26 protein-coding genes are annotated in these 21,729 nt (G+C 45.7%); all 26 read right to left on the bottom strand.

The annotated features are described in order from the left end of the window. The 26 genes from NYE42_RS08325 to flgB are packed head-to-tail and all read right to left on the bottom strand — an operon-like array spanning nucleotide 1 to nucleotide 21,388. Entirely contained in the window at nucleotides 1-1,068 is a 1,068-nt protein-coding gene (locus tag NYE42_RS08325) for a chemotaxis response regulator protein-glutamate methylesterase (RefSeq protein WP_047935716.1), read from the bottom strand. Next, nucleotides 1,065-1,958 carry a MinD/ParA family protein gene (locus tag NYE42_RS08320; RefSeq protein WP_060675468.1) on the bottom strand — a complete coding sequence of 298 codons (894 nt, stop codon included), beginning with the start codon at nucleotides 1,956-1,958 and terminating at the stop codon, nucleotides 1,065-1,067. Before NYE42_RS08320 ends, NYE42_RS08325 begins: the two co-directional genes overlap by 4 nt. Further along, nucleotides 1,955-3,046 carry a flagellar biosynthesis protein FlhF gene (gene flhF / locus NYE42_RS08315; protein WP_015417475.1) on the bottom strand — a complete coding sequence of 364 codons (1,092 nt, stop codon included), beginning with the start codon at nucleotides 3,044-3,046 and terminating at the stop codon, nucleotides 1,955-1,957. The genes NYE42_RS08320 and flhF overlap by 4 nt, the downstream gene beginning before the upstream one ends. Then, nucleotides 3,046-5,079, bottom strand: a complete 2,034-nt coding sequence (flhA, locus tag NYE42_RS08310) for a flagellar biosynthesis protein FlhA (RefSeq protein ID WP_007409788.1) — start codon at nucleotides 5,077-5,079, stop codon at nucleotides 3,046-3,048. The genes flhF and flhA overlap by 1 nt, the downstream gene beginning before the upstream one ends. 33 nt (nucleotides 5,080-5,112) lie before the next feature. Beyond that, nucleotides 5,113-6,192 (bottom strand): flagellar biosynthesis protein FlhB, encoded by a 1,080-nt coding sequence (flhB, locus tag NYE42_RS08305; RefSeq protein ID WP_032871486.1) that lies wholly within the window; start codon nucleotides 6,190-6,192, stop codon nucleotides 5,113-5,115. Continuing rightward, a complete protein-coding gene (gene fliR / locus NYE42_RS08300; RefSeq protein ID WP_012117557.1) occupies nucleotides 6,192-6,971 on the bottom strand; it encodes a flagellar biosynthetic protein FliR in 780 nt (259 codons plus the stop codon). The genes flhB and fliR overlap by 1 nt, the downstream gene beginning before the upstream one ends. 6 nt (nucleotides 6,972-6,977) lie before the next feature. Further along, nucleotides 6,978-7,247 carry a flagellar biosynthesis protein FliQ gene (gene fliQ, locus NYE42_RS08295; RefSeq protein ID WP_003154234.1) on the bottom strand — a complete coding sequence of 90 codons (270 nt, stop codon included), beginning with the start codon at nucleotides 7,245-7,247 and terminating at the stop codon, nucleotides 6,978-6,980. Between the two features lie 14 nt (nucleotides 7,248-7,261). Further along, the gene (gene fliP / locus NYE42_RS08290; RefSeq protein ID WP_352426892.1) at nucleotides 7,262-7,927 is read right to left on the bottom strand and encodes a flagellar type III secretion system pore protein FliP; all 666 of its coding nucleotides are present in this window, start codon (nucleotides 7,925-7,927) and stop codon (nucleotides 7,262-7,264) included. Continuing rightward, complete coding sequence (gene fliZ, locus NYE42_RS08285) at nucleotides 7,920-8,573, bottom strand: flagella biosynthesis regulatory protein FliZ (RefSeq protein ID WP_020955822.1); 654 nt, start codon at nucleotides 8,571-8,573, stop codon at nucleotides 7,920-7,922. The genes fliP and fliZ overlap by 8 nt, the downstream gene beginning before the upstream one ends. A gap of 14 nt (nucleotides 8,574-8,587) precedes the next feature. After that, complete coding sequence (gene cheY, locus NYE42_RS08280; RefSeq protein ID WP_003154238.1) at nucleotides 8,588-8,950, bottom strand: chemotaxis protein CheY; 363 nt, start codon at nucleotides 8,948-8,950, stop codon at nucleotides 8,588-8,590. A gap of 26 nt (nucleotides 8,951-8,976) precedes the next feature. Beyond that, nucleotides 8,977-10,113 carry a flagellar motor switch phosphatase FliY gene (gene fliY / locus NYE42_RS08275; protein WP_025284727.1) on the bottom strand — a complete coding sequence of 379 codons (1,137 nt, stop codon included), beginning with the start codon at nucleotides 10,111-10,113 and terminating at the stop codon, nucleotides 8,977-8,979. Further along, nucleotides 10,103-11,101 (bottom strand): flagellar motor switch protein FliM, encoded by a 999-nt coding sequence (fliM, locus tag NYE42_RS08270; RefSeq protein ID WP_003154240.1) that lies wholly within the window; start codon nucleotides 11,099-11,101, stop codon nucleotides 10,103-10,105. Before fliM ends, fliY begins: the two co-directional genes overlap by 11 nt. Nucleotides 11,102-11,134: 33 nt before the next feature. After that, nucleotides 11,135-11,554, bottom strand: a complete 420-nt coding sequence (gene fliL / locus NYE42_RS08265) for a flagellar basal body-associated protein FliL (RefSeq protein WP_014417773.1) — start codon at nucleotides 11,552-11,554, stop codon at nucleotides 11,135-11,137. Continuing rightward, nucleotides 11,551-11,766, bottom strand: a complete 216-nt coding sequence (locus NYE42_RS08260) for a flagellar FlbD family protein (RefSeq protein WP_003154243.1) — start codon at nucleotides 11,764-11,766, stop codon at nucleotides 11,551-11,553. The genes fliL and NYE42_RS08260 overlap by 4 nt, the downstream gene beginning before the upstream one ends. A gap of 39 nt (nucleotides 11,767-11,805) precedes the next feature. After that, on the bottom strand, nucleotides 11,806-12,582 hold the full coding sequence (gene flgG / locus NYE42_RS08255) for a flagellar basal body rod protein FlgG (RefSeq protein WP_007409783.1): 777 nt from the start codon (nucleotides 12,580-12,582) through the stop codon (nucleotides 11,806-11,808). A gap of 24 nt (nucleotides 12,583-12,606) precedes the next feature. After that, nucleotides 12,607-13,047, bottom strand: coding sequence for a flagellar hook assembly protein FlgD (flgD, locus tag NYE42_RS08250; protein WP_007409782.1), 441 nt, complete (start codon nucleotides 13,045-13,047; stop codon nucleotides 12,607-12,609). Next, a complete protein-coding gene (locus NYE42_RS08245; protein WP_020955821.1) occupies nucleotides 13,048-14,391 on the bottom strand; it encodes a flagellar hook-length control protein FliK in 1,344 nt (447 codons plus the stop codon). Between the two features lie 6 nt (nucleotides 14,392-14,397). Next, nucleotides 14,398-15,012, bottom strand: coding sequence for a MotE family protein (locus NYE42_RS08240; protein ID WP_352426891.1), 615 nt, complete (start codon nucleotides 15,010-15,012; stop codon nucleotides 14,398-14,400). 11 nt (nucleotides 15,013-15,023) lie between these two features. After that, the gene (gene fliJ / locus NYE42_RS08235) at nucleotides 15,024-15,467 is read right to left on the bottom strand and encodes a flagellar export protein FliJ (protein WP_003154253.1); all 444 of its coding nucleotides are present in this window, start codon (nucleotides 15,465-15,467) and stop codon (nucleotides 15,024-15,026) included. A 5-nt stretch (nucleotides 15,468-15,472) separates the two neighbouring features. Next, the gene (fliI, locus tag NYE42_RS08230) at nucleotides 15,473-16,789 is read right to left on the bottom strand and encodes a flagellar protein export ATPase FliI (RefSeq protein ID WP_061890601.1); all 1,317 of its coding nucleotides are present in this window, start codon (nucleotides 16,787-16,789) and stop codon (nucleotides 15,473-15,475) included. Continuing rightward, nucleotides 16,786-17,541 carry a flagellar assembly protein FliH gene (gene fliH, locus NYE42_RS08225; RefSeq protein ID WP_060675466.1) on the bottom strand — a complete coding sequence of 252 codons (756 nt, stop codon included), beginning with the start codon at nucleotides 17,539-17,541 and terminating at the stop codon, nucleotides 16,786-16,788. The genes fliI and fliH overlap by 4 nt, the downstream gene beginning before the upstream one ends. Then, nucleotides 17,534-18,550, bottom strand: a complete 1,017-nt coding sequence (gene fliG, locus NYE42_RS08220) for a flagellar motor switch protein FliG (RefSeq protein ID WP_003154256.1) — start codon at nucleotides 18,548-18,550, stop codon at nucleotides 17,534-17,536. Before fliG ends, fliH begins: the two co-directional genes overlap by 8 nt. 12 nt (nucleotides 18,551-18,562) lie before the next feature. Then, on the bottom strand, nucleotides 18,563-20,173 hold the full coding sequence (gene fliF / locus NYE42_RS08215) for a flagellar basal-body MS-ring/collar protein FliF (protein WP_012117551.1): 1,611 nt from the start codon (nucleotides 20,171-20,173) through the stop codon (nucleotides 18,563-18,565). Nucleotides 20,174-20,215: 42 nt separating this feature from the next. Beyond that, complete coding sequence (gene fliE, locus NYE42_RS08210; RefSeq protein WP_007409777.1) at nucleotides 20,216-20,536, bottom strand: flagellar hook-basal body complex protein FliE; 321 nt, start codon at nucleotides 20,534-20,536, stop codon at nucleotides 20,216-20,218. A 10-nt stretch (nucleotides 20,537-20,546) separates the two neighbouring features. Next, the gene (gene flgC / locus NYE42_RS08205; protein WP_007409776.1) at nucleotides 20,547-20,999 is read right to left on the bottom strand and encodes a flagellar basal body rod protein FlgC; all 453 of its coding nucleotides are present in this window, start codon (nucleotides 20,997-20,999) and stop codon (nucleotides 20,547-20,549) included. Beyond that, nucleotides 20,999-21,388 carry a flagellar basal body rod protein FlgB gene (gene flgB / locus NYE42_RS08200; RefSeq protein WP_003154260.1) on the bottom strand — a complete coding sequence of 130 codons (390 nt, stop codon included), beginning with the start codon at nucleotides 21,386-21,388 and terminating at the stop codon, nucleotides 20,999-21,001. The genes flgC and flgB overlap by 1 nt, the downstream gene beginning before the upstream one ends. Nucleotides 21,389-21,729 lie beyond the last annotated feature (341 nt).

Genomic DNA, 21,729 nt, shown 5'->3' with positions numbered 1-21,729 from the left:
TCACACCCTCTCTTTTTTCACACATCCGGTGATGGATGCCGCGATATCTTCCACATGTTTAATCTCATGAATGAGGCCCGCCTTTATCGCTGACTTCGGCATTCCGAACACAACACAGGATTCGTCCGATTCCGCAATCGTTTTAACGCTGCCTGTTCTAAGCATTTCTTTTACGCCCTCGGTTCCGTCGCTGCCCATGCCTGTCATAATGACGGCTACCTTTTCGTAATCGGATAAGCGGCTTGCCGACCGAAACAAATAATCGGCTGACGGTTTATGCCGGCTTTCCGTATCATGAACGTCAAGAATGATGCGGAGCCTTCCGCCTTCCTCCGCAACCGTCATATTTTTTCCGCCGGGCGCGATGTACACCCATCCGTCCTTCGCTTCTTCACCGTTTTCCGCTTCTTTGACCTGAATATCTGACAAATGGTTGAGTCTGTCTGCAAGTGAAGCGGTGAAGCCTTCAGGCATGTGCTGAACGACAAATACAGGCGCCTTTAAATCCTTCGGCAGTTTCGGAATCACCTTTTGCAGAGCCCGCGGTCCGCCTGTAGAGGTCGCGATGAATACGGCCTGCTTGGCGGATCTTACTTTCGGTCTTTCAAATCCCGCCAAAGCCGGACGTTCCGGGATAGAAGACTCTTTCACTGCCGCCTCAGGTTTTTGTGCGCGGGACAGCCCGGCTGCAATCACCCTCTCAATCAGCTGCTCTTTAATTTTATAAAGATCAAGTGAAATTGCTCCGGAAGGCTTGGTGATAAAATCAAAAGCGCCCATTTCCAGGCAGTTGATCGTTCGGTCCTTCCCTTGCTGTGTCTGGCTCGATACCATGATTACGGGAAGTTTATATATGCTGATGATCTTCCGCAATGTATCCGTTCCGTTCATGACCGGCATTTCAATATCAAGCGTGACAACATCCGGTTTGAGAAGCTCTATTTTCTTCAGCGCCTCTTCCCCGTTTCTGGCTGTCCCGATGACTTCTATCTGCACTTCCGCAGCCAGAAAATCGGTAATCATCTTTCTCATAAAAGCTGAGTCATCAACGACAAGCACACGAATCACTGTAAAGTCCTCCTCAATAAAAAAGAAGATAATCTCTCAATAAATGCCGGTTTCTCTTCTCTTGGTTTGTTTTCTTCCGTTTGAAACAAGACATCCGTCAGAAGACGGACGGACCTGCTGGCTTTTGCTTGAGGACTTTTTATTAAAAAAGGCACCTGGTCAATGACGGCTTGACTTACTAACGGGTCATCGGGTATGGAGCCGGCGAAACGCACCTCCGCGCCTAAAAACGTGTGAATCGCATGAGAAAGGCGGTTGTACGTGTCCAGCGCCTGTTTTTGGGCGCGGGCGCGATTGACGGCAATGTTTACGGTCAGCCGTTCATCCGCGAGCAAGAGATGTTTGATCGCGCTGTAGGCATCCATAATGGCCGTCGGCTCAGGCGTTGTCACGGCGAGAATGTCTTCCGCCGATAAAATAAACGGCAGCTGTTCTTTTGAAAGTCCCGCTCCCATATCAAACAGAACGTAATCAAAATCGCTTAATACAGCGGAAAGACCATTCATAAAAGCCTCCCACTTCTCTCCGTCTGCTTGATAGATCGCCTCAAGCCCCGTTCCTCCGGATATGTAGCGAAGGCCTTTCGGACCGGAGGACAGTGATTGCGCCAACGCGTGCCGATTCTCCATCACATCAATAATGGTGCGGGAAGAAGCAGCGCCGATCAGCACATCAATGTTGCCCATTCCGATGTCAAGATCAATGATGAGTGCTTTTTTTCCTTTTTCCTGCAGGGCAACTGCCATGTTTAATGTTAAATTAGATTTTCCGACGCCGCCTTTACCGCTGATGACGGCTAATGTCTTCGCTTTTTTCTCATAAAGCTCCGGCTTGATCATTTGCCGCTCTCTCATTTTCCTTCTTAATGACTCTGCCTGATCGGGTTTCATGTCAAAAGCATCCTTACAAACTCTTTTGGTGAAGCCGATAGGATGTCTTCAGGCACATCCTGTCCATTTGTCAAATAGGCGGCGCCGATTCTTGATTCCGACAGCACTTGAAACACGGAGCCGAGTGAGGCGGTTTCATCCGTTTTCGTGAAAATGAATTGATTGACCGGCACACCTGAAAACTGTTTCAGCACCTGTTTCATATCTTCATATTTTGCAGATGCGGATAATACGAGAAAGGATTGTAAGCCTGATTCAAACGGAATCATCTCTTGTAATTCCGTAATATACTGCTCTTCTTTAAAGTTTCTACCGGCTGTATCAATGAAAACATGGTCATATTCAGCGAATTTTTCCAGTGCCTTCAGACATTCTTCCTTTGAATAGCATACTTCAAGAGGAGCCTGAAGCAGCTCCGCATATGTCTTCAGCTGCTCGACCGCGGCAATCCGGTAAGTATCCGTCGTCATAAAGGCAATTTTTTTATGCTCTGTCAGCATTGATGAGGCCGCGAGTTTCGCAAGTGTAGTCGTTTTGCCGGCCCCGGTTGAACCGAAAAGCACGACGTATTTTGATTGAATCCCTTCCTGCCACCTGTCTGCCGAAGGGAGCTTTTTCACTAACAAATCCTGCAGTTTTGAGCTGACATTATCTTCAGTTAAATCTCCGGAAACAATTGAAGAACGGAGCAATTCACTGAGTACGGCGTTTTGCGTATGATCAGGAAGCCCGGCTTGCTTCAATAGTCTCTCGGCTTTTTTTAATGGTTCAGGGAGCACTTCTTTAAAATGCGCCAGTTCGCCGGAAATACTTTGATCCGGAAGACGCGGCGGCTGAACAGGCTCAGCTTTCTCCGCCGTTTTGGTCTTTTTCATTTCTTCAGCGGCAGCCGGCGGCGTTTTTCTCGCTTCCCTGACGTCACGATCTAAAACCGCTATCACTTCGACGGCCTGCTGCGACCGCAGCCCCAGCCATTTTCGTTTCTTTACTTGTTTGGAATGTAAAATAACGGCATCATTGCCGAGTTCCTTTTTGATTTGCTTCGCGGCATCCTGCATTGAAGCGGCTGTAAATTTTTTTATTTTCATTAAATATCCACCACTCCAATGCTCTGTACTTCAACATTTGCTTCCAGCTCATTATAAGAAAGAACCGGAAGATCAGGGAAATACCGTTCTAACAGCTGTTTTACATACATTCTGACAGCAGGCGAGCAAAGAAGAATCGCCGACTCCTGGCGGATGGAAAGCTGCTCGGCCTCTTTAGCGACAGAACGGATGATGCTGTCTGAAACCTCAGGGTCGAGTGACAGGTAATTGCCCTGTTCAGTCTGCTGTACCCCGTCTGCAATCGCTTTTTCCACCCGGCCTGAGCATGTGATGACCTTCAGCGTTTCATGCTCTCTCGCATATTGTGCCGTGATTTGTTTGGCAAGCGACTGTCTCGCGTATTCTGTCAAAAGATCTGAATCTGTCGTTAATCTTCCGTAATCGGCAAGAGTTTCAAAAATGGTCACCAAGTTCCTGATTGAAACTTTTTCTCTCAGCAATTTGGCAAGCACCTTTTGAATATCGCCGACAGAAAGAGGGTTTGGCGTGACTTCCTCAACAAGCACAGGATAATTTTCCTTCAGATGATCGATCAGCTGCTTGGTTTCCTGTCTGCCGACCAGTTCATGGGCATGCTGCTTAATTTTTTCTGTAATATGCGTAGATACGACTGACGCCGGATCAACAACTGTATACCCCAGCATGTCCGCTTCATCTTTTGCAGCTTCGCTGATCCATTTTGCGGGAAGTCCGAACGACGGCTCTATCGTTTCAATTCCTTCAATGACGTCATCTTCAGGCGTCGGTGACATCGCTAAGTAATGATCCAGCAGGAGCTCTCCTTTAGCGACTTCATTGCCTTTAATTTTCAATCTGTATTCATTCGGCTGGAGCGCGATGTTATCCCTGATGCGCACAACCGGAATAACAAGTCCCAATTCAAGCGCAAGCTGACGTCTGATCATGACGATGCGGTCAAGAAGATCACCGCCCTGCCCCGCGTCTGCAAGCGGCACGAGTCCGTATCCGAACTCAAATTCAATCGGATCAATATGTAAAAGCTGCACAACGCTTTCCGGGCTTTTCAGTTCATCCGCCTGAGCCTCTTCTTCAAGAATTTCTTCCTCTTCTTCGCTCGGCTTATCCGCTTTGGACAGCATGTAAGCGCCGAATGCAAGCAGACCGGCGATCGGCCCCGTCAGCAGAATGCCGATCGGTGTAAGAAGACCGAGCAAGAGTACAGTTCCCGCGGCTACATACAAGAGCTTCGGATAAGCAAACAGCTGGCCTGTAATATCATGACCGAGGTTTCCTTCAGATGCCGCTCTCGTTACGACAATCCCCGTAGCCGTTGAAATGAGTAAGGCCGGCATTTGAGAAACGATACCGTCACCGACCGTCAGCATTGTAAAGTGAGACGCAGCTTCTTGTATGCTCATCCCCTGCTGCAGCATGCCGATTACGATTCCGAAAATAATATTGATCATCACGATGATGATACCCGCGATGGCATCCCCTTTGACGAATTTGCTCGCACCGTCCATGGCGCCGTAAAAATCCGCTTCCCGGGCGACTTTTTCACGTCTGTGCTTTGCATCCTGCTCCGTAATCATGCCGGCATTTAAATCCGCGTCAATACTCATTTGCTTTCCGGGCATCGCATCGAGCGTAAATCTCGCCGCCACTTCCGATACCCGCTCGGCGCCTTTTGTAATGACGATAAACTGAATAATAATCAAGATAATGAAGACAACAAGCCCTACCAGCACATTTCCGCCGACAACGAAATTCCCGAATGTCTCAACAACCTTTCCCCCTTCTCCGTGAGAAAGAATCGAACGTGTCGTCGACACATTGAGCGAAAGCCGAAACAGCGTCAATAACAGCAGCAATGACGGGAATATCGAGAATTGCAGCGGTTCTTGCATATTCATTGTGGTGAGAAGCACGATCAACGCAAGAGAGATATTAATGATGATCAAAATACTTAACAACCATGGAGGGAATGGAATCACCAGCATTGCCACAATGAGGACAACACTTATTAAAACCGATAAATCTCTTGTTGACATGCTGTTTTTCTCTCCTTTTGAATCTGAAATTCACTATACTTTTTGTTTCGTTTTATATACATAAGCCAAAATTTCCGCAATGACTTTGAAAAACTCTTCCGGCACGGCCTGGTCAATGTCAACCTGATCATATAACGCACGCGCGAGCGGCCTGTTTTCAATCGTCATGACATCGTGTTCTTTGGCGATCTGCCTGATTTTTAATGCGAGATGGTCCACCCCTTTGGCAACAATGTAAGGGGCGTCCATTTTCTTTTCATCATATTTTAAAGCTATCGCATAATGGGTCGGGTTGGTAATGATGACATCCGCTTTCGGCACTTCCTGCATCATCCGCCTCATCGCCATTTCCCGCTGCTTCTGCTTAATTTTGGACTTGATTATCGGATCACCCTCCGATTTTTTGTATTCATCTTTTATATCCTGCTTTGACATTCTGATATTTTTCTCATAATCAAAACGCTGATATAAGTAATCAAGCCCGGCCAGCACCATTAAAGCCCCTGATCCCGCAAGCCCCATCCAAAGAGTGAGCTTGGAAACGAAAGTGAGCACTTCCGCAGGAGTCAAAAGCGGAAGGCGGAGAATATCGCCATAATGCAGCCAGAGCACCATAAAGGCGGCAAAACCGACCACAGTAATCTTCAAAATGGATTTGACCAGTTCAACAATCGCCCTCATGCTGTAAATCCGCTTAAATCCTTTCAGCGGGCTGAGCTTATTCAAGTCAGGCTTGAGGACTTCCGCAGAAAACAGAAAACCCACCTGCATGTAATTGCTCACGACACCTGCCACAAGCGCGACCAGCATAATCGGCGCGAGGATGAGGCTGATATCTTTCACCGTATCCACGAACAGTTCATGCACGGCAGATGCAGACAGATGTAATGATATCGATTTCGTATAAAACGTTTTAATAAAGGACAGCAGCCTGTCCCGCATATAAGGACCGAGCGCGATCAGCGAAAGAAAGATAATCAGTAAAGAAACGGCTGTATTCACATCCGTACTTTTCGCGACCTGTCCTTTCTTTCTTGTATCCTTCCGTTTTTTCGGCGTGGCTTTCTCCGTTTTTTCACCGGCAAAGAATTGCAGATTCAGTCTGAGCCTCATCATGTCACACCGACCAATGCCAATAGATTCCGCATGGTTTCAACGGTAAGGCTGAAGATGTTGCGGACAACGACAAACATCACCGCCATACAAACGATCAGCATAATAAAGCTCACGGCTATTTTCAGAGGAAGCCCGACAACGAAAACATTCAGCTGCGGCACCGTTCTCGCCACGATACCGAGCGCCAAATCAACTAAAAACAGACTGGCCACAACCGGCGCAGACATTTGAAAAGCGATAATAAACATGGCATTGAAGCTTTTTGCGATAAAAAGTCCAAAGTGATCATTTCCAAACGACGGAAATGCCTGATCAAGCGGGATATACTGAAAGCTGTAATAAATCCCGTCCAATAAAAGATAATGGGCGTTTATGCTGAGCATAAATAACAGCGCCAGCGTATAAACGAATTGTCCGATCAGCGGGCTTTGCGTTCCTGATTGCGGATCAATGACATTGGCGATGGAAAAGCCCATCTGAAAATCAATAAAGGAACCTGCTATCTGAATGGCTGTCATCATCATGAAAGCGATCAGCCCGAGGCTCAAGCCCACAACGGCCTCTTTTATGACAAGCAGCATATACTGTTCCCCTATTTCTATTTCCGGCGCATGTTTCAGCGTGCTGAAGCAGATCACCGAAAGAAAAAAAGCAAAGCCGATTCGGTGAACCGCCGGCAGATTCCGATGTCCGAACACCGGCACCGTTACAAAAAAAGCAGAGATTCTGATAAAGACCAATAAAAAAGCGGGAAATAAATCAATGATGGAATTCATTTGATTCTACCCTGCAAATCGGTTCAGATGAGAAAACAGATCAGTTGTGAACGAAAGAATCGTCGACAGCATCCAAGGACCGAAAAAGATCAGTCCAAGCATCACCGCCACGATTTTCGGAATGAACGCAAGCGTCTGTTCCTGGATTTGAGTTGTCGCTTGAAAGATACTGACGAGCAAACCGACAATCAGCGCGATCGCAAGCAGCGGCCCGCTGATCATTAGTGTTACATATACGGCTTTTTCCGCCATGGAAATTACAAATTCTGAACTCACAATTAGCACCTACCCTAAAAGCTGTCAAGCAAAGATTTCACGATTAAATACCATCCATCGACCAAAACGAAAAGCAATATTTTAAAGGGCAGAGAGATCATAACCGGCGGTAGCATCATCATTCCCATTGACATTAAGACGCTCGCCACGACCATATCGATAATTAAAAACGGAATAAAAATCATAAAGCCCATTTGAAAAGCGGTTTTGAGTTCTGATATCGCATAAGCGGGCACCATCGTCGTCAAAGGAATATCCTGAATCGATTCAGGTTTTTTCATTTTGGCATAGTTCATAAACAGCGCCAGATCCTTCTGCCTTGTATGCTTGCTCATATACTCTTTAATCGGCTTCTCGGCTTTTGTATATGCTTCATCGAGACTGATTTTATTGTCCATCAGCGGCGTTAAGGCTTCCTTATTAATCTCTGAAAAAGTCGGCGCCATAATAAAAAACGTCAAAAACAGCGCAAGGCCGATTAAAACCTGGTTGGGAGGTATGTTCTGCGTCGCCAGTGAGGTTCTTACAAAAGACAGGACGATGACGATTCTCGTAAAGCAGGTCATCAAAATCAGAATCCCCGGCGCTACTGAAAAGACAGTCAAAAGCAGCAGTAATTTAACAGTGGAGCTGACTTCGGTCGGACTGCTTGAATTAAAAAGATTAATAAATTCATTCATGATGATAAGGGCCTTTCTTCTTTCCTTCAGAACGGCTTTGTTTCAGCTCGTTCAGCTGTTCTTTCAGCGCTTTTGAAAACGACGGAAGCATCGTTTGCGGCTTTTTTTCTCCATCCTTACGCCGATTTACGAGCTTGGTCCATTCCACTTTTGAAGACATCGACTCTTCGTATTGGCTCAGAATCGCCTCGCGCTCTTTTTCATCTTCAATTTCTTTTAAAAGCTGTATCGTTTCGCCCACACCGACTACGAGAACACTGTTTCCCACTTTAATCAGCTGCACGGAACGGTTTTGGCCGACTGACGTTCCGCCGATATTTTCTACATATTGAAACGGCTTCAGCAGACGGTTTCTTCTATTCATCAGTTTGACAAATCCATAGATCAGCAGAATGACGAATAATAACGCCCCAATCATCTTTACAAAATCAAAAGCGGAGACAGAAGATGCAGAAGCATCCCCTATCTCTTGATCAGCCGTTTGTTTCGATGTATCGCTTTTTTTCTCTGTTTTGTTTGTTGATTGTTTGTCAAACCATTCGTTGACGGTGGAATTGTCAGACTCCGCCGCAAAAGCAGGGAACGGATGTACATTGAGTAAAACGAAACAACAAATCAAAGCTAGTAAACCATGACTCTTTTTCAACAGTCGTACACCCTTTAGCTTAATGTTTTATTAATAGCTTCAAGCACGCGGTCCGCTTGGAACGGTTTCACGATAAAGTCTTTTGCGCCGGCTTGAATCGCGTCAATAACCATTGACTGCTGGCCCATAGCCGAACACATGATGATTTTCGCCTGCGGATCGATTTGTTTAATTTCCTTTAAAGCTGTAATCCCGTCCATTTCAGGCATTGTAATATCCATTGTCACAAGGTCGGGGGAATGCTCTTTGAATTTTTCGACTGCCTGCGCTCCGTCTGAAGCTTCAGCTACAACGTCAAAACCGTTCTTCACTAAAATATCTTTGATCATCATTCTCATAAATGCTGCATCGTCTACAATTAAAATTCTGTGTGCCATAATCTGTTTCTCTCCTCTATGTTCGCTTATTTTAAATTGTTAAGGCGGTCTGCCTGACTTAAAATATCAGTGACTCTCACGCCGAAGTTTTCTTCTATGACAACGACCTCGCCCTTTGCCACGATCCGCTGGTTGACCAGAATGTCAACAGGTTCACCAGCCAGCTTGTCAAGCTCAATAATGCTTCCCGCAGAAAGTTCAAGGATTTCTTTGACGCTTCTCTTCGTTCTGCCGAGCTCAACCGTAACGGAAAGCGGAATATCCATCAGCATATCAAGGTTATTCCTTGATCCTTGCGCCGCTTCGTTATGATCAAATGCCTGGAATTCTACCGGAGCGACTTGAACAGGAGCAGCTTTTTTTGCGGTTCCCTGTCTCTTCGGAAGCTCGGGTTTTGCCTGCGGCTCCGGCTGCATGGCAGGTTCCGGCTGCGGCGTTTCGTATGTTTCCTGTGGTTCTGATACGGTTTCTGCGGCCTCTGACTCATGCTGGTCTGCAGTCATCAGGTCTGCGATCAGATCTTTCGCAAACGTAATCGGATAAAGCTGCATGATGCTCGAATCGATTAATTCGCCGACTTTCAGACGGAATGACACTTTTACGAGCAGGTCATCCTCAGGTATTCTGTCGGTCCCTTTTTCTTCCGTCACATCCAGAAGTTCAACCCTTGGCGGAGAAATGTCAATCTTTTTACTGAACACGGTCGACATTGACGTAGCAGCCGAGCCCATCATTTGATTCATTGCTTCCTGCACGGCGCTCAGGTGGATTTCACCGAGTGACGGATCGGCGCCCCGGCCGTCTCCGCCGATCATCAAATCCGCGATGATAGCCGCGTCGCTTTGTTCGACGACGAGCAAATTGCTGCCGTCAAAGCCTTCTGTGTAGTTCACTTCAATGGCAACATACGGATGAGGAAATTCATCACTGATTTTGCTTTTTGAAATGACGGTCACACTCGGCGTCGTAATATCCACTTTTTGATTTAAAAGAGTGGACAGCGCCGTAGCCGAGCTGCCGAACGAAATATTCCCGATTTCTCCGATCGCATCGCGCTCAAGTTCAGACAAGTTCGCCCCTTGAGGCTGTTCTGTATCCTCTGACTGACTGCTTGTGCCGTTAAGAAGAGCATCGATTTCATCTTGAGATAATCTATTGTTCATCTTGTTCACCTCTTATGTCGTGATCTAAAATTTGCACTGCCTGTCTTCGATTCACCCGGCCGGCCTGCCCTAAAAACTTCGGTTTGTTTCCGACCAATACAGTAAGAGGATCAGTCACTGATTTGTCCAGAGTTATACAGTCCCCGACTTCCAAACTTAAAAATTCTTCTATTGTCAGTTCAGAAGCGCCCAAGAGAGCCACAACGGGAATTTGAGCCGTCATGATGCGCTTTTCAAGCAACTTCGTTTCTTCGGGCTTCGCTTCATTCCGGTCTGATTGCATCCAATAATGTACGGAAAGCTTAGGGATAATCGGCTCAAGTACGACATGGGGAATACAAAGATTAATGACACCGCTGATTTCACCTATCTGCGTATTGAGAGAAATGACAACGACTGTTTCATTTGGGGAAACCATCTGCACAAACTGAGGATTCACTTCAAATTCAGTCATTTCAGGGTCAATATCAGCAATCGATTGCCACGCTTCTTTGTAGTTGCCCAGTGCATTTTCAAATAAGTTAGAAATAATATTCGTTTCAATTTCCGTAAGGCTGTCAGCTTTGTTATGAGTGATGCCGATGCCTCCCATGACGCGGTCAAGCATTGCGTATGCGATGGTGGGATTAACCTCCATCATGATTCTGCCTTCCATCGGATGAACATCGAATAAATTTAAAATCGTCATGTTCGGTATGGAACGGATAAATTCTTCATACGGCACCTGGTCAACTGAGCTGACGGATATATGAATATACGTTCTGAGCTTGGCGGAAAAGTGTGTTGTGAGAAGCCTCGCAAAGTTATCATGTATCCGGGTTAAACTGCGTATCTGATCTTTCGAGAATCTGAGAGCCCGTTTAAAATCATATACCTTTACTTTTTTCTCTTTAACTTCCTTTTTCAGCTCTTCCGCATCCGCCTCACCCGTGGAAATGGCGGAAAGCAGTGCGTCTATTTCATTTTGGGAGAGAACTTCTCCTGACATTTTCTTCACCTCCGTATTCTGTCAAATTTGTTTTTATTGCAGATTAAAGGAGGTAATGTACACTTTCTGAACTTTTCCTTCTTGGAGATAGCTGTTTACTTTCTCTTTTAATGATTGTTTAAACGCTTCTCTTCCTTTATCTCCCTCAATCTCTCCGGCGCTTGTGTCAGCTAAAATGGAAATGATGTTGTCTTTCACCTGAAAATCGCGTTTTTCAAGTTCTTCCTTCGCTTTAGCCGAGTCGGTTTCAAGCTTGATGCCGATACGGATGATGCTGTCAGACTTTAAGTTTGTCGTAATATCGTCGACAGACACAGTGGCTGCAACGACTTCGTCAATTGTCGGCTTTTTATCTTTGCCGGAATTTCCGCTGACGACAAAATATGCTGCCGTTCCGAGGCCGGCGATGACAATTAAAATAATCAGCAAAATGATGACTAATTTTTTCTTCATTCTTCTTCCTCTATTCCCTGATCCAGTGAAAATATTTGTATGCTATGGTAAAACGATATGACTTTTTTGAGAACTGCTTCTTCCGGTTCTTTCACTACGAACTTTTTGCCGTTGGACAGTGTAATCGTCGTGTCGGGGAAGCACTCAATCTGTTCGATAAACAGCGCGTTCAGCGTAAAAGGCTGGCCGTTTAAACGGGTGACTTGAATCATGCAATCCGGAGAAGCGGCCTAACCGCCTCTCCTCCCTCCTTACCGTTTCAGATTAACCAGCTCCTGAAGGATTTCATCTGAAGTCGTAATGATTTTTGAGTTTGATTGGAAACCCCGCTGAGCAACGATCATTTCGGTAAATTCATCTGTCAGATCTACGTTTGACATTTCAAGATAGCCTGCCAAAAGCTTACCCGTTCCGTTTTCGCCCGGAGTGGTGACTGCGCTTGCAGCTCCTGAACTTAATGATTCTCTGTAAAGGTTTCCTCCGATTTTTTCCAGACCGGCGCTGTTAGGGAACGTGACCAGACCGATTTGTCCGGCATCATGAACCTCATCCCCTGCATCAGTGTATGTAACGGTTCCGTCTGCACCGATGCTGTAATCTTTCGCATCAGTCGGAATATTGATTTTGCCGCCGCCGATTTTTTCAAGATAGTACCCGTCAGTCGTAACAAGGTTCCCTTGATTGTCCTTTCCGAAATTCCCCGCACGTGTGTAAACAATTCCCGCACCTGTATTAATCTGAAAGTAGCCGTCTCCGTCAATGGCTAGGTCGGTTTTATTCTGTGTAGCCTGCGGGGCGCCGGTTGAATGAACGACATCAATGGAAGAAGTCGCGGCACCTAAGCCGATTTGTTTTGAATTGGTCACGTTTGAACCGCCGGCGACTGTCTGGCTGATCATATCTTTAAATGTAACGCGGCTTTTCTTAAATCCCACTGTGTTGACGTTGGCGATGTTATTGCCGATTACATCTAGTTTTGTCTGAAAGTTTTTCATGCCGCTGATACCGGAATATAATGAACGTAACATGTTAAATTCCCCCTGGGTTTCTTTTTATTTAGATGTTTCGCTGACGGCCGTGACATTCCACGGACTGACCTCTTTGCCATTTTCAAGCACGAGCACGTAATTGCCGTTTGAATGCTTGACTGAATTGACTGGGCTTGTCTGATCCTTCCCGTCGCTGTCGCTGAATGTGACATTTTTGCCGATCCAGTTCACATACATCGTAAACGGATCTTGATTTTCTACAAATTTAGTCATCGTCGTATTCATATTCATCATTTGCTCCAATGAAGAAAATGTCGCCATCTGGCTGATGAATTCTTTGTCATCAACCGGATTGAGCGGGTCCTGGTTTTGAACCTGTGTCATTAAGATCTTCAGAAATTCGTCTTTCCCTAAATTCGTGCTGCTGTTTACTGCGGAGGTGCTCTTCGCGCTTGAAGTGGTTGAAGCGCCCGCCGCGGCATAATCCGAGTTTACTGATGTCAACTATTCTTCCTCCATTTCATTGAGAGAAAGCTCCTCCAGCATATCTCCGAAATCACCTGACTGCTGCTGGTTCTTCTGCTCTCTCTGTCCCTGATGCTGCTGTTTATTGTGATCGGCCGTCTGCCCGTAAACAGGCTGCTGATCCCCGCTTTGAAGGGGGACTGTAAAACGGTCGACTTGGACCGCCATATTCGGAAGCGACTGTTTCAGCTGAGGAAGATGCTGTTCCAGCAGCTCTTTCGCGGACTGGCTGGATGCGATTATTTTGCTTTGAAACATCCCGTTTTCGTTTGTCACCTTAATTGTGACAAATCCGAGGTTCTCGGGATTAAGACGAATCGTAAAGCTTCCGGTTGTTTTCCCGAAAGGCGTGTATTTCATCTGTTTCCAGCCGCTTATGACCTGATCCGTTAACGGTTTATTTTCTGCCGGCTGCTGTTCAGCTCCTGCGGACGTTTGCTGAATGCCGGCAAGGCTTCTCGTTCCCGAAAACAGTATATGTGCAGACAATTTGCTGTCAGGCGCCTTTGCGTGAGTAACCGTGCCGCCGTTTTGCTGTTCTGTTTTCCCGGCTGACTCTTGGGATGATTCAGATGATTGAGATAACACAAAAGCTTTCAGCTCAGTTTCAGCCATATCCCATTCCTTTGTTCCCTTTTGAGAAAGGCCCGCAAGCTGCTCCGCGACGCTTTGAAAGCTCTTCAGCTCAGCGGCTGTCATGGAGTAAAGTTTAGATGCAGATTCGTTTTTCGGAAAAAATGTCTGCCGCAGGTCTTGAATCACGCGGTCTGGGACACCTTGTTTTTTCAATGCCTCTAATAAACGGGCGCCTTCCTGGTAAACCGCCTTTGCCTGCGCGCTGTCCGGCAGTTCCTGCTGAGATGTGAAGAGCTGGGATACGGCTTCTTGAATGAAAAGCAGGCCCTTCTCAAGCGCATCCTTGACGGAATCCCCGTCTTTTGCGGAAGAATCCGGCTCATCCGTTTCAGGCTTCGCCCCATGCTGTTTGCCCGCTAACATGTCTTCAACAGATTCGGCAAGCTGTTTCAATAAAGGAAGAGCTGTTTCAGCCGTCTGCTTTCCTTCAAGAGCTTTTACCGCCTCAAGCAGCTGTTTTAGCTGCAACTCTTTATCTTCCGGGCCGGCTTTCAGCCAATCACCGATTTTCGATAGGGCATCATTCAGCTCAGCGTCACTTGTTTTGGTTTCATCTCCGGGCTGCCGGGGAGAAGTGATTTCCGACAGGAGCCAGTTCTGAAATAGACCTAAGCTGTTTACATTCATCTTCACATTGCTGTTTTGCACAGTCTGCGTACGATTACCCGTTAATTCAAGCAGCTTCAACTTACATCACTCCTTATTTCCGTCAGCGGATAGTTTTTCTGTATATTTAGCCGCTTGTTCAGGAGTCATTTTCGTCAAGATTTCAGCAAGCTGCTTTTTACTTAATCCGTTTAAAATATCGAGGGCTTCTTTTTCTTTCAGCTTTACGATAATGCTTGCCGCTTTACCGCCGTCCATACTTTTATAGATGTTGATCATTTTATCTTTTCCGGCTGAATCCGCAGCGTCTTTTTTCGTTTCATCCGTCTTCGTTTTCTGCTGCTGTTCAGCTTCCTGTTTCAGTGAACGGATTTTCTGATTCAGATTATCGATTTCGGACTTGCTTGTGTCTAAATCTTTATTCAAAATGTTAATTTCACTTTTTTGTTCCTTTATGGTCTTTTCAAGAGAAGCCGTTCTGTCTTCCTTCTGCTTTTCCGCCGCGCTTTTCATTTCTTTCGTTTCGGGAACCAATTCTTTTAAAACAGGCGTTTTAGCGGCTGTTTCCTGAATCGGCTTCATCACATCAACGCCGGCAGCCCAAAGGATGATGCTTGCGACGATGATCAGAAAAATCAACGGGATCATGATAAAAAGCAGGATTGAACCGAACTTTCCAGATCTCTTTTCTTTATCGGCCATTTCATTCGCTCCTAATGCCCCTGAATCATAAACTGCTTGATTGAAATGTCGTCCATTTCCCTCATCTCTGCAGCTTTGTCTTCAAGTGCGAACATATTAAATTGTTTTTCCCGCATTTTTTCAAATTTCTTTACTTCAATGTTTTTTTCGGTGAGCTGTTCCTGCTTCTCATTCATTTCATTTCGTTTCATGATGACAAGCTTTTGATAATGATAGATGGTGTTCTCAAGATTGGAAACGAATTGCTGATAATGTCTCATTTCCTGAACGCTCATCCCGCATTTCAGCTTTGATTCTTTGTCTTTTTCGAGCAATTCTTTTTTGCTCATATTTTCATATAGTTTTTCAGCCACTGTCTCAAATTCAGAAACCGATTGTCTGTATTCAGTCAATGTTTGGTCTTTTTCATTTTCTTTTAATTCCAGCAGCTTTTGAAATCTGAATTGGTATGCCACGATGTTTATTCCTCTTTTCCTGTCAGACTCGTCAATGCCGCAATGCTGTCTTCCAATTGAGCAGGTTCTTCCGTTCCTTGTTTTAAAAATTGAATAAGCTGCGGATAAAACTGAATCGCTTCATCAATTTCTCTTGATGATCCTCTTTTGTAAGCTCCGATATTAATGAGATCTTCAGAGTTTTGATAAGTTGACAGAAGATCGCGGAATTTGTTGGCCGCCTCTTTGTGCGCTGTATCTGAAATATTAGACATGACCCTGCTGATGCTTTTCAGGATGTTCACGGCCGGGAACTGCCCTTTGTTGGCAAGCGCCCGATCGAGAACGATATGGCCGTCTAATATTCCGCGCACCGTATCGGCAATCGGTTCGTTCATGTCATCTCCGTCAACGAGAACCGTATAAAAAGCGGTTATCGTTCCTTGTTCATTCGCGCCCGTTCTTTCCAGCAAACGGGGCAAAATAGCGAACACAGAAGGTGTATATCCTTTTGTTGTCGGCGGTTCTCCCGCTGCCAGGCCGATTTCCCGCTGAGCCATCGCGACCCTCGTGACGGAGTCCATCATGAACATCACATTCCGGCCTTTATCGCGGAAGTACTCCGCAATGGCGGTGGCCGTATACGCCGCTTTCAAACGCATTAAGGCAGGCTGATCAGAGGTCGCGACTACGACTATCGAGCGTTTCAGGCCTTCTTCGCCTAAATCCTTCTCGATGAATTCACGCACCTCGCGCCCCCGTTCACCGACGAGTGCGATAATGTTTAAATCAGCTTCAGTCTGCTTCGCGATCATTCCCATCAGGGTGCTTTTTCCGACTCCGCTTCCGGCAAAAATCCCGATTCTCTGCCCTTTTCCTACCGTCAGCAGACTGTCAATCGATCTGACGCCGACACCCATCTTTTCCCGTATCGGCGGGCGTTTCATCGGGTTTGGCGGCGGCTGTTCCGTCGAAACGGGGGACAAACCTTTCGGAAGCGCCCGGCCGTCAAGAGGTTCGCCGAACGCGTCGACAACTTGTCCGATTAAACCCGCGCCTACTTTGATGCGGAGCGACTCGCCAGTGGCCTCCACAATGCTGCCCGGCGCGATGCTGGCCGCTTCCAGATAAGGCATTAGCAGAATGTTTTCATCCTGGAAGCCTACAACCTCAGCTTTAATCGCTTTTTTCGCATGGCCTTTCGGATAAATGAGACAAACATCTCCGATTGAGCTTTCGGGCCCTTTTGATTCAATCATCAGCCCGATGACCCGTTTAACCTTGCCGTAGCGTTTGTACGGATCCGCTGTTTCAATTGAGTCTATTAAATACTGTATCTTCATTGCTCCGCTCCCGCCTCAAGCGCCGTTAAAAGCTTTTGCTTTAATTGCATCAGCTGGGTGTCTATGCCTGCATCAACACGTCCGAACGGAGTTTCTATCGAGCACGTTCCCTTCGCGGCTTTTTCATCGGCATATAAGCTTAATCTGCATTCTTTGTATAACAGCTGCTGAATTTCGTCCATATGCTGATGAACCGTCTCATAATATTCAGGGTCCACATAGATGGAGATGTCATCATAATCTTTCACTTCGGCTACTACCTGTTTGACCAGCAGAAGGAAAGCCTCTTTATCATCACTTTTTTGCCGCCATACTTTTTTAGCGAGCGCAACGGAAAGCTCAATGATTTCTTCCTCAGCGCTTTCCAGTTTTTCCTCGACTGACTGTCTCGCCATTTCCATAACGGCATTGGCCCGGCTGATGAGATTGGCGTATTCAGCTTGAGCCTCGGCTTTTCCCAATGCCATGCCTTCTTCATATCCTTCTGCCTTTGCTTCTTCTATCAATCTTTGTTTTTCTTCCGCCCAGCGGTTTTTCGCTTCTTCAATCTGCAGAAGAGTGTGCTCTAATTGATTTTTCGCTTCTTCAGACACCCTGTCGGCTTCTGCTTTGGCAAAAGCCATGAGAGCCTCCGGATTTTCGGGTTCCTCCCGGTCTGGATGGGAATGTGTTTTCCTGACTTCCTGCAAGGAAAGCTTGCGCCGTTTTTGTTCAGGAGAAAATGATGATTGCTGTTTAATGATATTAGACAATAATATCGTCTCCTCCGCCTCGCGCGATTACAATTTCTCCGGCTTCTTCCAGCTTGCGGACGACGCCCACGATTCTTGATTGCGCCTCTTCCACATCACGCAAACGCACAGGCCCCATAATTTCCATTTCCTCTTTAAACGTTTCAACCATACGCTGTGACATATTGCTGAAGACGATTTCTTTGACTTCCTCGCTCGCAACCTTCAATGAAAGCAGGAGGTCGTCGTTTTCAACGTCTCTGATCACGCGCTGAATCGCACGGTTATCAAGGGTGACAATATCTTCAAAGACAAACATCCGTTTTTTGATTTCATCCGCCAACTCAGGATCTTGGATTTCTAATGAATCAAGGATCGTTTTTTCCGTTCCTCTGTCTACGCCGTTTAACACTTCAACAACGGCTTCTATGCCGCCGGTCTGCGTATAATCCTGCGTAAAGGAGGAGGACAGCTTTTGTTCAAGGACCCGCTCCACTTCATTTATGATTTCAGGAGACGTTCTGTCCATAACCGCAATCCTTCTTGCCACCTCAGCCTGAACGTCCGGGTTCAGCTCAGACAAAATCTGTCCGGCCTGCACCGGGTCAAGGTAGGATAAAATCAGCGCCATCGTTTGCGGATGTTCCTGCTGAATGAAATTTAAAATCTGTTCGGGCTCCGCTTTTCTCGCGAAATCAAACGGCTTTACCTGCAAAGAAGAGGTGAGCCTGTTTAAAATGCTTACCGCTTTGTCTTCTCCGAGCGCTTTTTCAAGCACTTGGCGGGCGTAATTTAAACCGCCTTGTGAAATATAGTCCTGAGCGATTGCGATATTATGAAATTCTTCAATGATTTCATCTTTTCTTTGATGATCGACGCTTCTGACTCCCGAAATCTCGAGTGTCAATCTTTCAATTTCTTCTTCAGACAAATGCTTGTACACAGAAGCTGATACATCAAGGCCTAAGGAAATCATGAGGATGGCTGCTTTTTGTTTTCCTGTAAGCTTGTTCTGATCACGTTTCGCCATTTTCCATTCCCCCTAATCCTCGTCCAGCCAGCTTCGAAGCAATTTAGCAAAGTCTTCCGGTTTTTCTTTAGCCATTTTTTCAAGCTGTTTTCGTCTGACTGTTTCTTCCGTTTCAATTTTCTCTTCGTTGATATCAGGCAATCGAACCGGCTCGGGCGGTGTTTCATATTCATATTCTTCGTATTCATCCTCTTGTGAGCGTTTCTTTCTGATGAGGAGAATAATAAGCAGAATAATGGCCGCAAGCAGTACGCCGCCTGTAATGTATACCCAGATCGGAAGACCTGAAGATTGTGCCGAATCTGTGTTCAGGCTTGTTTTTCCGTCAAACGGCTGAACGGATACAACGATTTTATTGTTGATATCATTGTCTGTCAGGTTTTGATTTTGCGTTTCGTTTTTATCAAGAGACGTTCTGACGACCGTTCCTAAAATCTTCTGTATATCAGCCTGTCTCTGTGCTGATAAGGAAGCGGCATTTTTCGGATTAGGCGGCTCCACCATGACCTGAATGCCTAAATCACGCACTTTATACGGGCTTTCAGCGATTTCTTTATGAATGCGGTTGACTTCATAGTTGATTTTATTGCTGCTTTTTTCGTAGTCCCCGCTGTTGGAACCGCCGTTTGTCTCGGCATAGTTCGCGGTGTCATTGCTTCCCGTTCCGGCCGTGCCGCCGTTGGCCGCGCCGTCGCCTTTATACGTTTCCGCAACTTTTTCGGCGCTTACCGCTATGCCTTCCATGTTATCTTTATCGACAGGTTCGACAGTGTCTTCAGTGCGTTTTTCCTTCGTGAAGTCAACATCCGCCGTCACGGAAACAACGACCTTATCCTGCCCCATCATTGTGCCGAGCAGTGACTGAACATGTTTTTGAATGTCCTTTTCGACCTGCGACTTAATACCTTGCTGAGAAGCATAACTGTCAGAAACGGACCCTGCACCGCTGTCACTTTTGTCATAATATGTAGAATTTTGATCCATTATGACGATATTATCTTCTTTTAAGTTCGGAACACTTTTAGAAACGAGGTGGTACAGCCCGTTGATCTGGTTTTGATCAAGCGAGTAGCCCGGTTTCATCTGCAAAACGATTGATGCGGACGCTGCCGGCTGATCTTCACCGACGAACACGGCTTCTTTCGGCATATTGATCATGACCTTCGAGCTTTTAATACCGTCCATTTCATTTATCAGGTTTGACAATTCGGTCTGAGTCGCCTCAACCTTTAAAACGTCAAACTCATTATCCGTCAGGCCGAAGCCCGCATTTTGTCCGAAAAACGAATAATCAATTGATCCCGTTTTCGGCAGGCCTTCCGCGGCAAGCTGGACTTTAAGCGAATCCACTTGGCTCTCAGGAACCTTAATGACCGTGCCGCCGTCAGCAAGTTCAGAAGACACCTTTTTCGTATCGAGCTCTTCTTTAATCTTCCCCGCTTCTTCCGCGGACAAATCTTTATAAAGAGGCACCATCTTTTCAGACGAAGTAAAAATAATAACGACGATGAGTAAAATAATGAATGCGGCCAAGCCGCTTACCATGAGTATCTTCTGTGTTTTTGATCTGTTGTTCCAAAACGCTGCCGTTTTGGTTTTCATTTGCATTAGAGTACGATTCATGTTAACCCCCGGTCATTCCAGTCATTCTCTTCAATCTGACCACTACATCTGCATTCTCATGATTTCCTGATAGGCTTCCACGGCTTTATTGCGGAATTCGGTAGCGGCCGTCAGAGAAATATTTGCTTTTTGGGCAGCGATCATGACCTCGTCAAGGTTTACATCCTTTCCTGCAGCCAGTTCGTTCGTTATTTGGTCAGATTTCACTTGTGACTCATTTAACGAATCAATAGAGTTTTTTAAAAGCTCCGAAAAGCTTGTTTGGTTTGAAGAATCAGTTTTTTGAGTTTGGTTTAATTGATTCGTTACGTTTTGAGTATTTTGGGTTTGTTGAAGCTGAAAAGGAGTAATAGCGTTAACCACTTACATCACCTTACTTTCCGATTTCTAACGCCTTCAAAAGCATGCCTTTGGAGGCGTTTAATGCAGTTACGTTTGCTTCATATGATCTCGAGCTGCTGACAAGATCCACCATTTCCTTTAATGGATCTACATTTGGTTTTTGTACATAACCGTCTTTATTCGCATCAGGATTCTCCGGATCATAAACGAGATTAAAAGCGGACGGGTCTTCCGTAACACCAGATACCTTTACGCCACTTCCCGCGCTTCCTGTTCCGTTCATCTTGGAATGTAAAAGGGACGAAAATGATTCGCCTCCGGATTGGAGAGATACCAGCTTTCTTCTGTAAGGCACCCATTCGCCATTTACCTGCTTCGCTCTCGTTGTATCCATATTGGCCAGGTTGGACGATACGACGTCCATCCGGACACGCTGTGCAGTTAAAGCGGAACCCGAAATATTTAAGCTTTGAAAGCCACTCATTATTTTCCTCCTGTCAAGACGGTTTTCAGAGAATTGAATTTGCCGCTCATTCTTTCAACCAAAGCCTGATAATTAATTTGGTTTTCGGCTAAATCTGTCATTTCTTTGTCGATATCGACATTGTTTCCGTTTTGCTGGTACGATGTATCACTGCTGGACACGATAGAATAATCGTCCCCCGAACCCGTAAAGTCAACGTGCCGATAGTCGGTTTTTACAGCCTCAAGATTGGATGTTTCCTGATCTAACAAATTTCGGAAAGAGACTTTTTTTGCCTTATAGTTCGGTGTATCTATATTGGCGATATTATTAGTTAAGACTTTTTGCTTAATGTCCGCTCTCCCCAAGGCATTCTCAAGATTTTGTATAGTTCCAGAAAATAAGTCCAAATCCACTTACCTCCATTTCAGATATTTTTCTCCTAAAAATCCTTGTCGAGAATTGTAAAACCATATGCTTATTGTAAGAAATAACAGGCTTAAAGTCTATGAAGTTAGGCTAAAAAAAAGTGCTCAATTATATCTATTTTGCATGTAGGTATTAAGTCCTAGAATATTTGTACTACAAGGATTTGTTTAATATAAGACTGAAAATAGCAGAATTTCTGTTTCTTCCTCCTTTTTTCACACAGCAAGATGGATTATCTCAGATCAGATTCCAATAAGCAACTTTAAACTGCAACTTTTCACCTATTGTCCATAAAAAAAGCAGGACTCCCATTTTCAGGGAT

Origin of the sequence: Bacillus sp. FSL K6-2865 (assembly GCF_040311405.1) — a bacterium.
GTDB classification, from domain to species: domain Bacteria; phylum Bacillota; class Bacilli; order Bacillales; family Bacillaceae; genus Bacillus; species Bacillus velezensis.
This window is presented reverse-complemented; position numbering and strand designations above follow the sequence as displayed.

Bases quoted from the DNA above. Each gene is read 5' to 3' on its own strand.
- fliG (WP_003154256.1), bottom strand. From the start codon at position 18,550: ATGGCGAAACGTGATCAGAACAAGCTTACAGGAAAACAAAAAGCAGCC.
- NYE42_RS08240 (WP_352426891.1), bottom strand. From the start codon at position 15,012: ATGGCCGATAAAGAAAAGAGATCTGGAAAGTTCGGTTCAATCCTGCTT.
- NYE42_RS08260 (WP_003154243.1), bottom strand. From the start codon at position 11,766: ATGATTCAAGTCACCCGTTTAAACGGCCAGCCTTTTACGCTGAACGCG.
- flhA (WP_007409788.1), bottom strand. From the start codon at position 5,079: ATGTCAACAAGAGATTTATCGGTTTTAATAAGTGTTGTCCTCATTGTG.
- fliP (WP_352426892.1), bottom strand. From the start codon at position 7,927: ATGAATGAATTTATTAATCTTTTTAATTCAAGCAGTCCGACCGAAGTC.
- flgC (WP_007409776.1), bottom strand. From the start codon at position 20,999: ATGAGTGGCTTTCAAAGCTTAAATATTTCGGGTTCCGCTTTAACTGCA.
- fliM (WP_003154240.1), bottom strand. From the start codon at position 11,101: ATGTCAGGAGAAGTTCTCTCCCAAAATGAAATAGACGCACTGCTTTCC.
- fliL (WP_014417773.1), bottom strand. From the start codon at position 11,554: ATGAAGAAAAAATTAGTCATCATTTTGCTGATTATTTTAATTGTCATC.
- flhB (WP_032871486.1), bottom strand. From the start codon at position 6,192: ATGAGGCTCAGACTGAATCTGCAATTCTTTGCCGGTGAAAAAACGGAG.
- fliI (WP_061890601.1), bottom strand. From the start codon at position 16,789: ATGAAGATACAGTATTTAATAGACTCAATTGAAACAGCGGATCCGTAC.
- NYE42_RS08320 (WP_060675468.1), bottom strand. From the start codon at position 1,958: ATGAAACCCGATCAGGCAGAGTCATTAAGAAGGAAAATGAGAGAGCGG.
- cheY (WP_003154238.1), bottom strand. From the start codon at position 8,950: ATGGCACACAGAATTTTAATTGTAGACGATGCAGCATTTATGAGAATG.
- fliY (WP_025284727.1), bottom strand. From the start codon at position 10,113: ATGAACAATAGATTATCTCAAGATGAAATCGATGCTCTTCTTAACGGC.
- flhF (WP_015417475.1), bottom strand. From the start codon at position 3,046: ATGAAAATAAAAAAATTTACAGCCGCTTCAATGCAGGATGCCGCGAAG.
- fliF (WP_012117551.1), bottom strand. From the start codon at position 20,173: ATGAATCGTACTCTAATGCAAATGAAAACCAAAACGGCAGCGTTTTGG.
- flgG (WP_007409783.1), bottom strand. From the start codon at position 12,582: ATGTTACGTTCATTATATTCCGGTATCAGCGGCATGAAAAACTTTCAG.
- fliR (WP_012117557.1), bottom strand. From the start codon at position 6,971: ATGAATTCCATCATTGATTTATTTCCCGCTTTTTTATTGGTCTTTATC.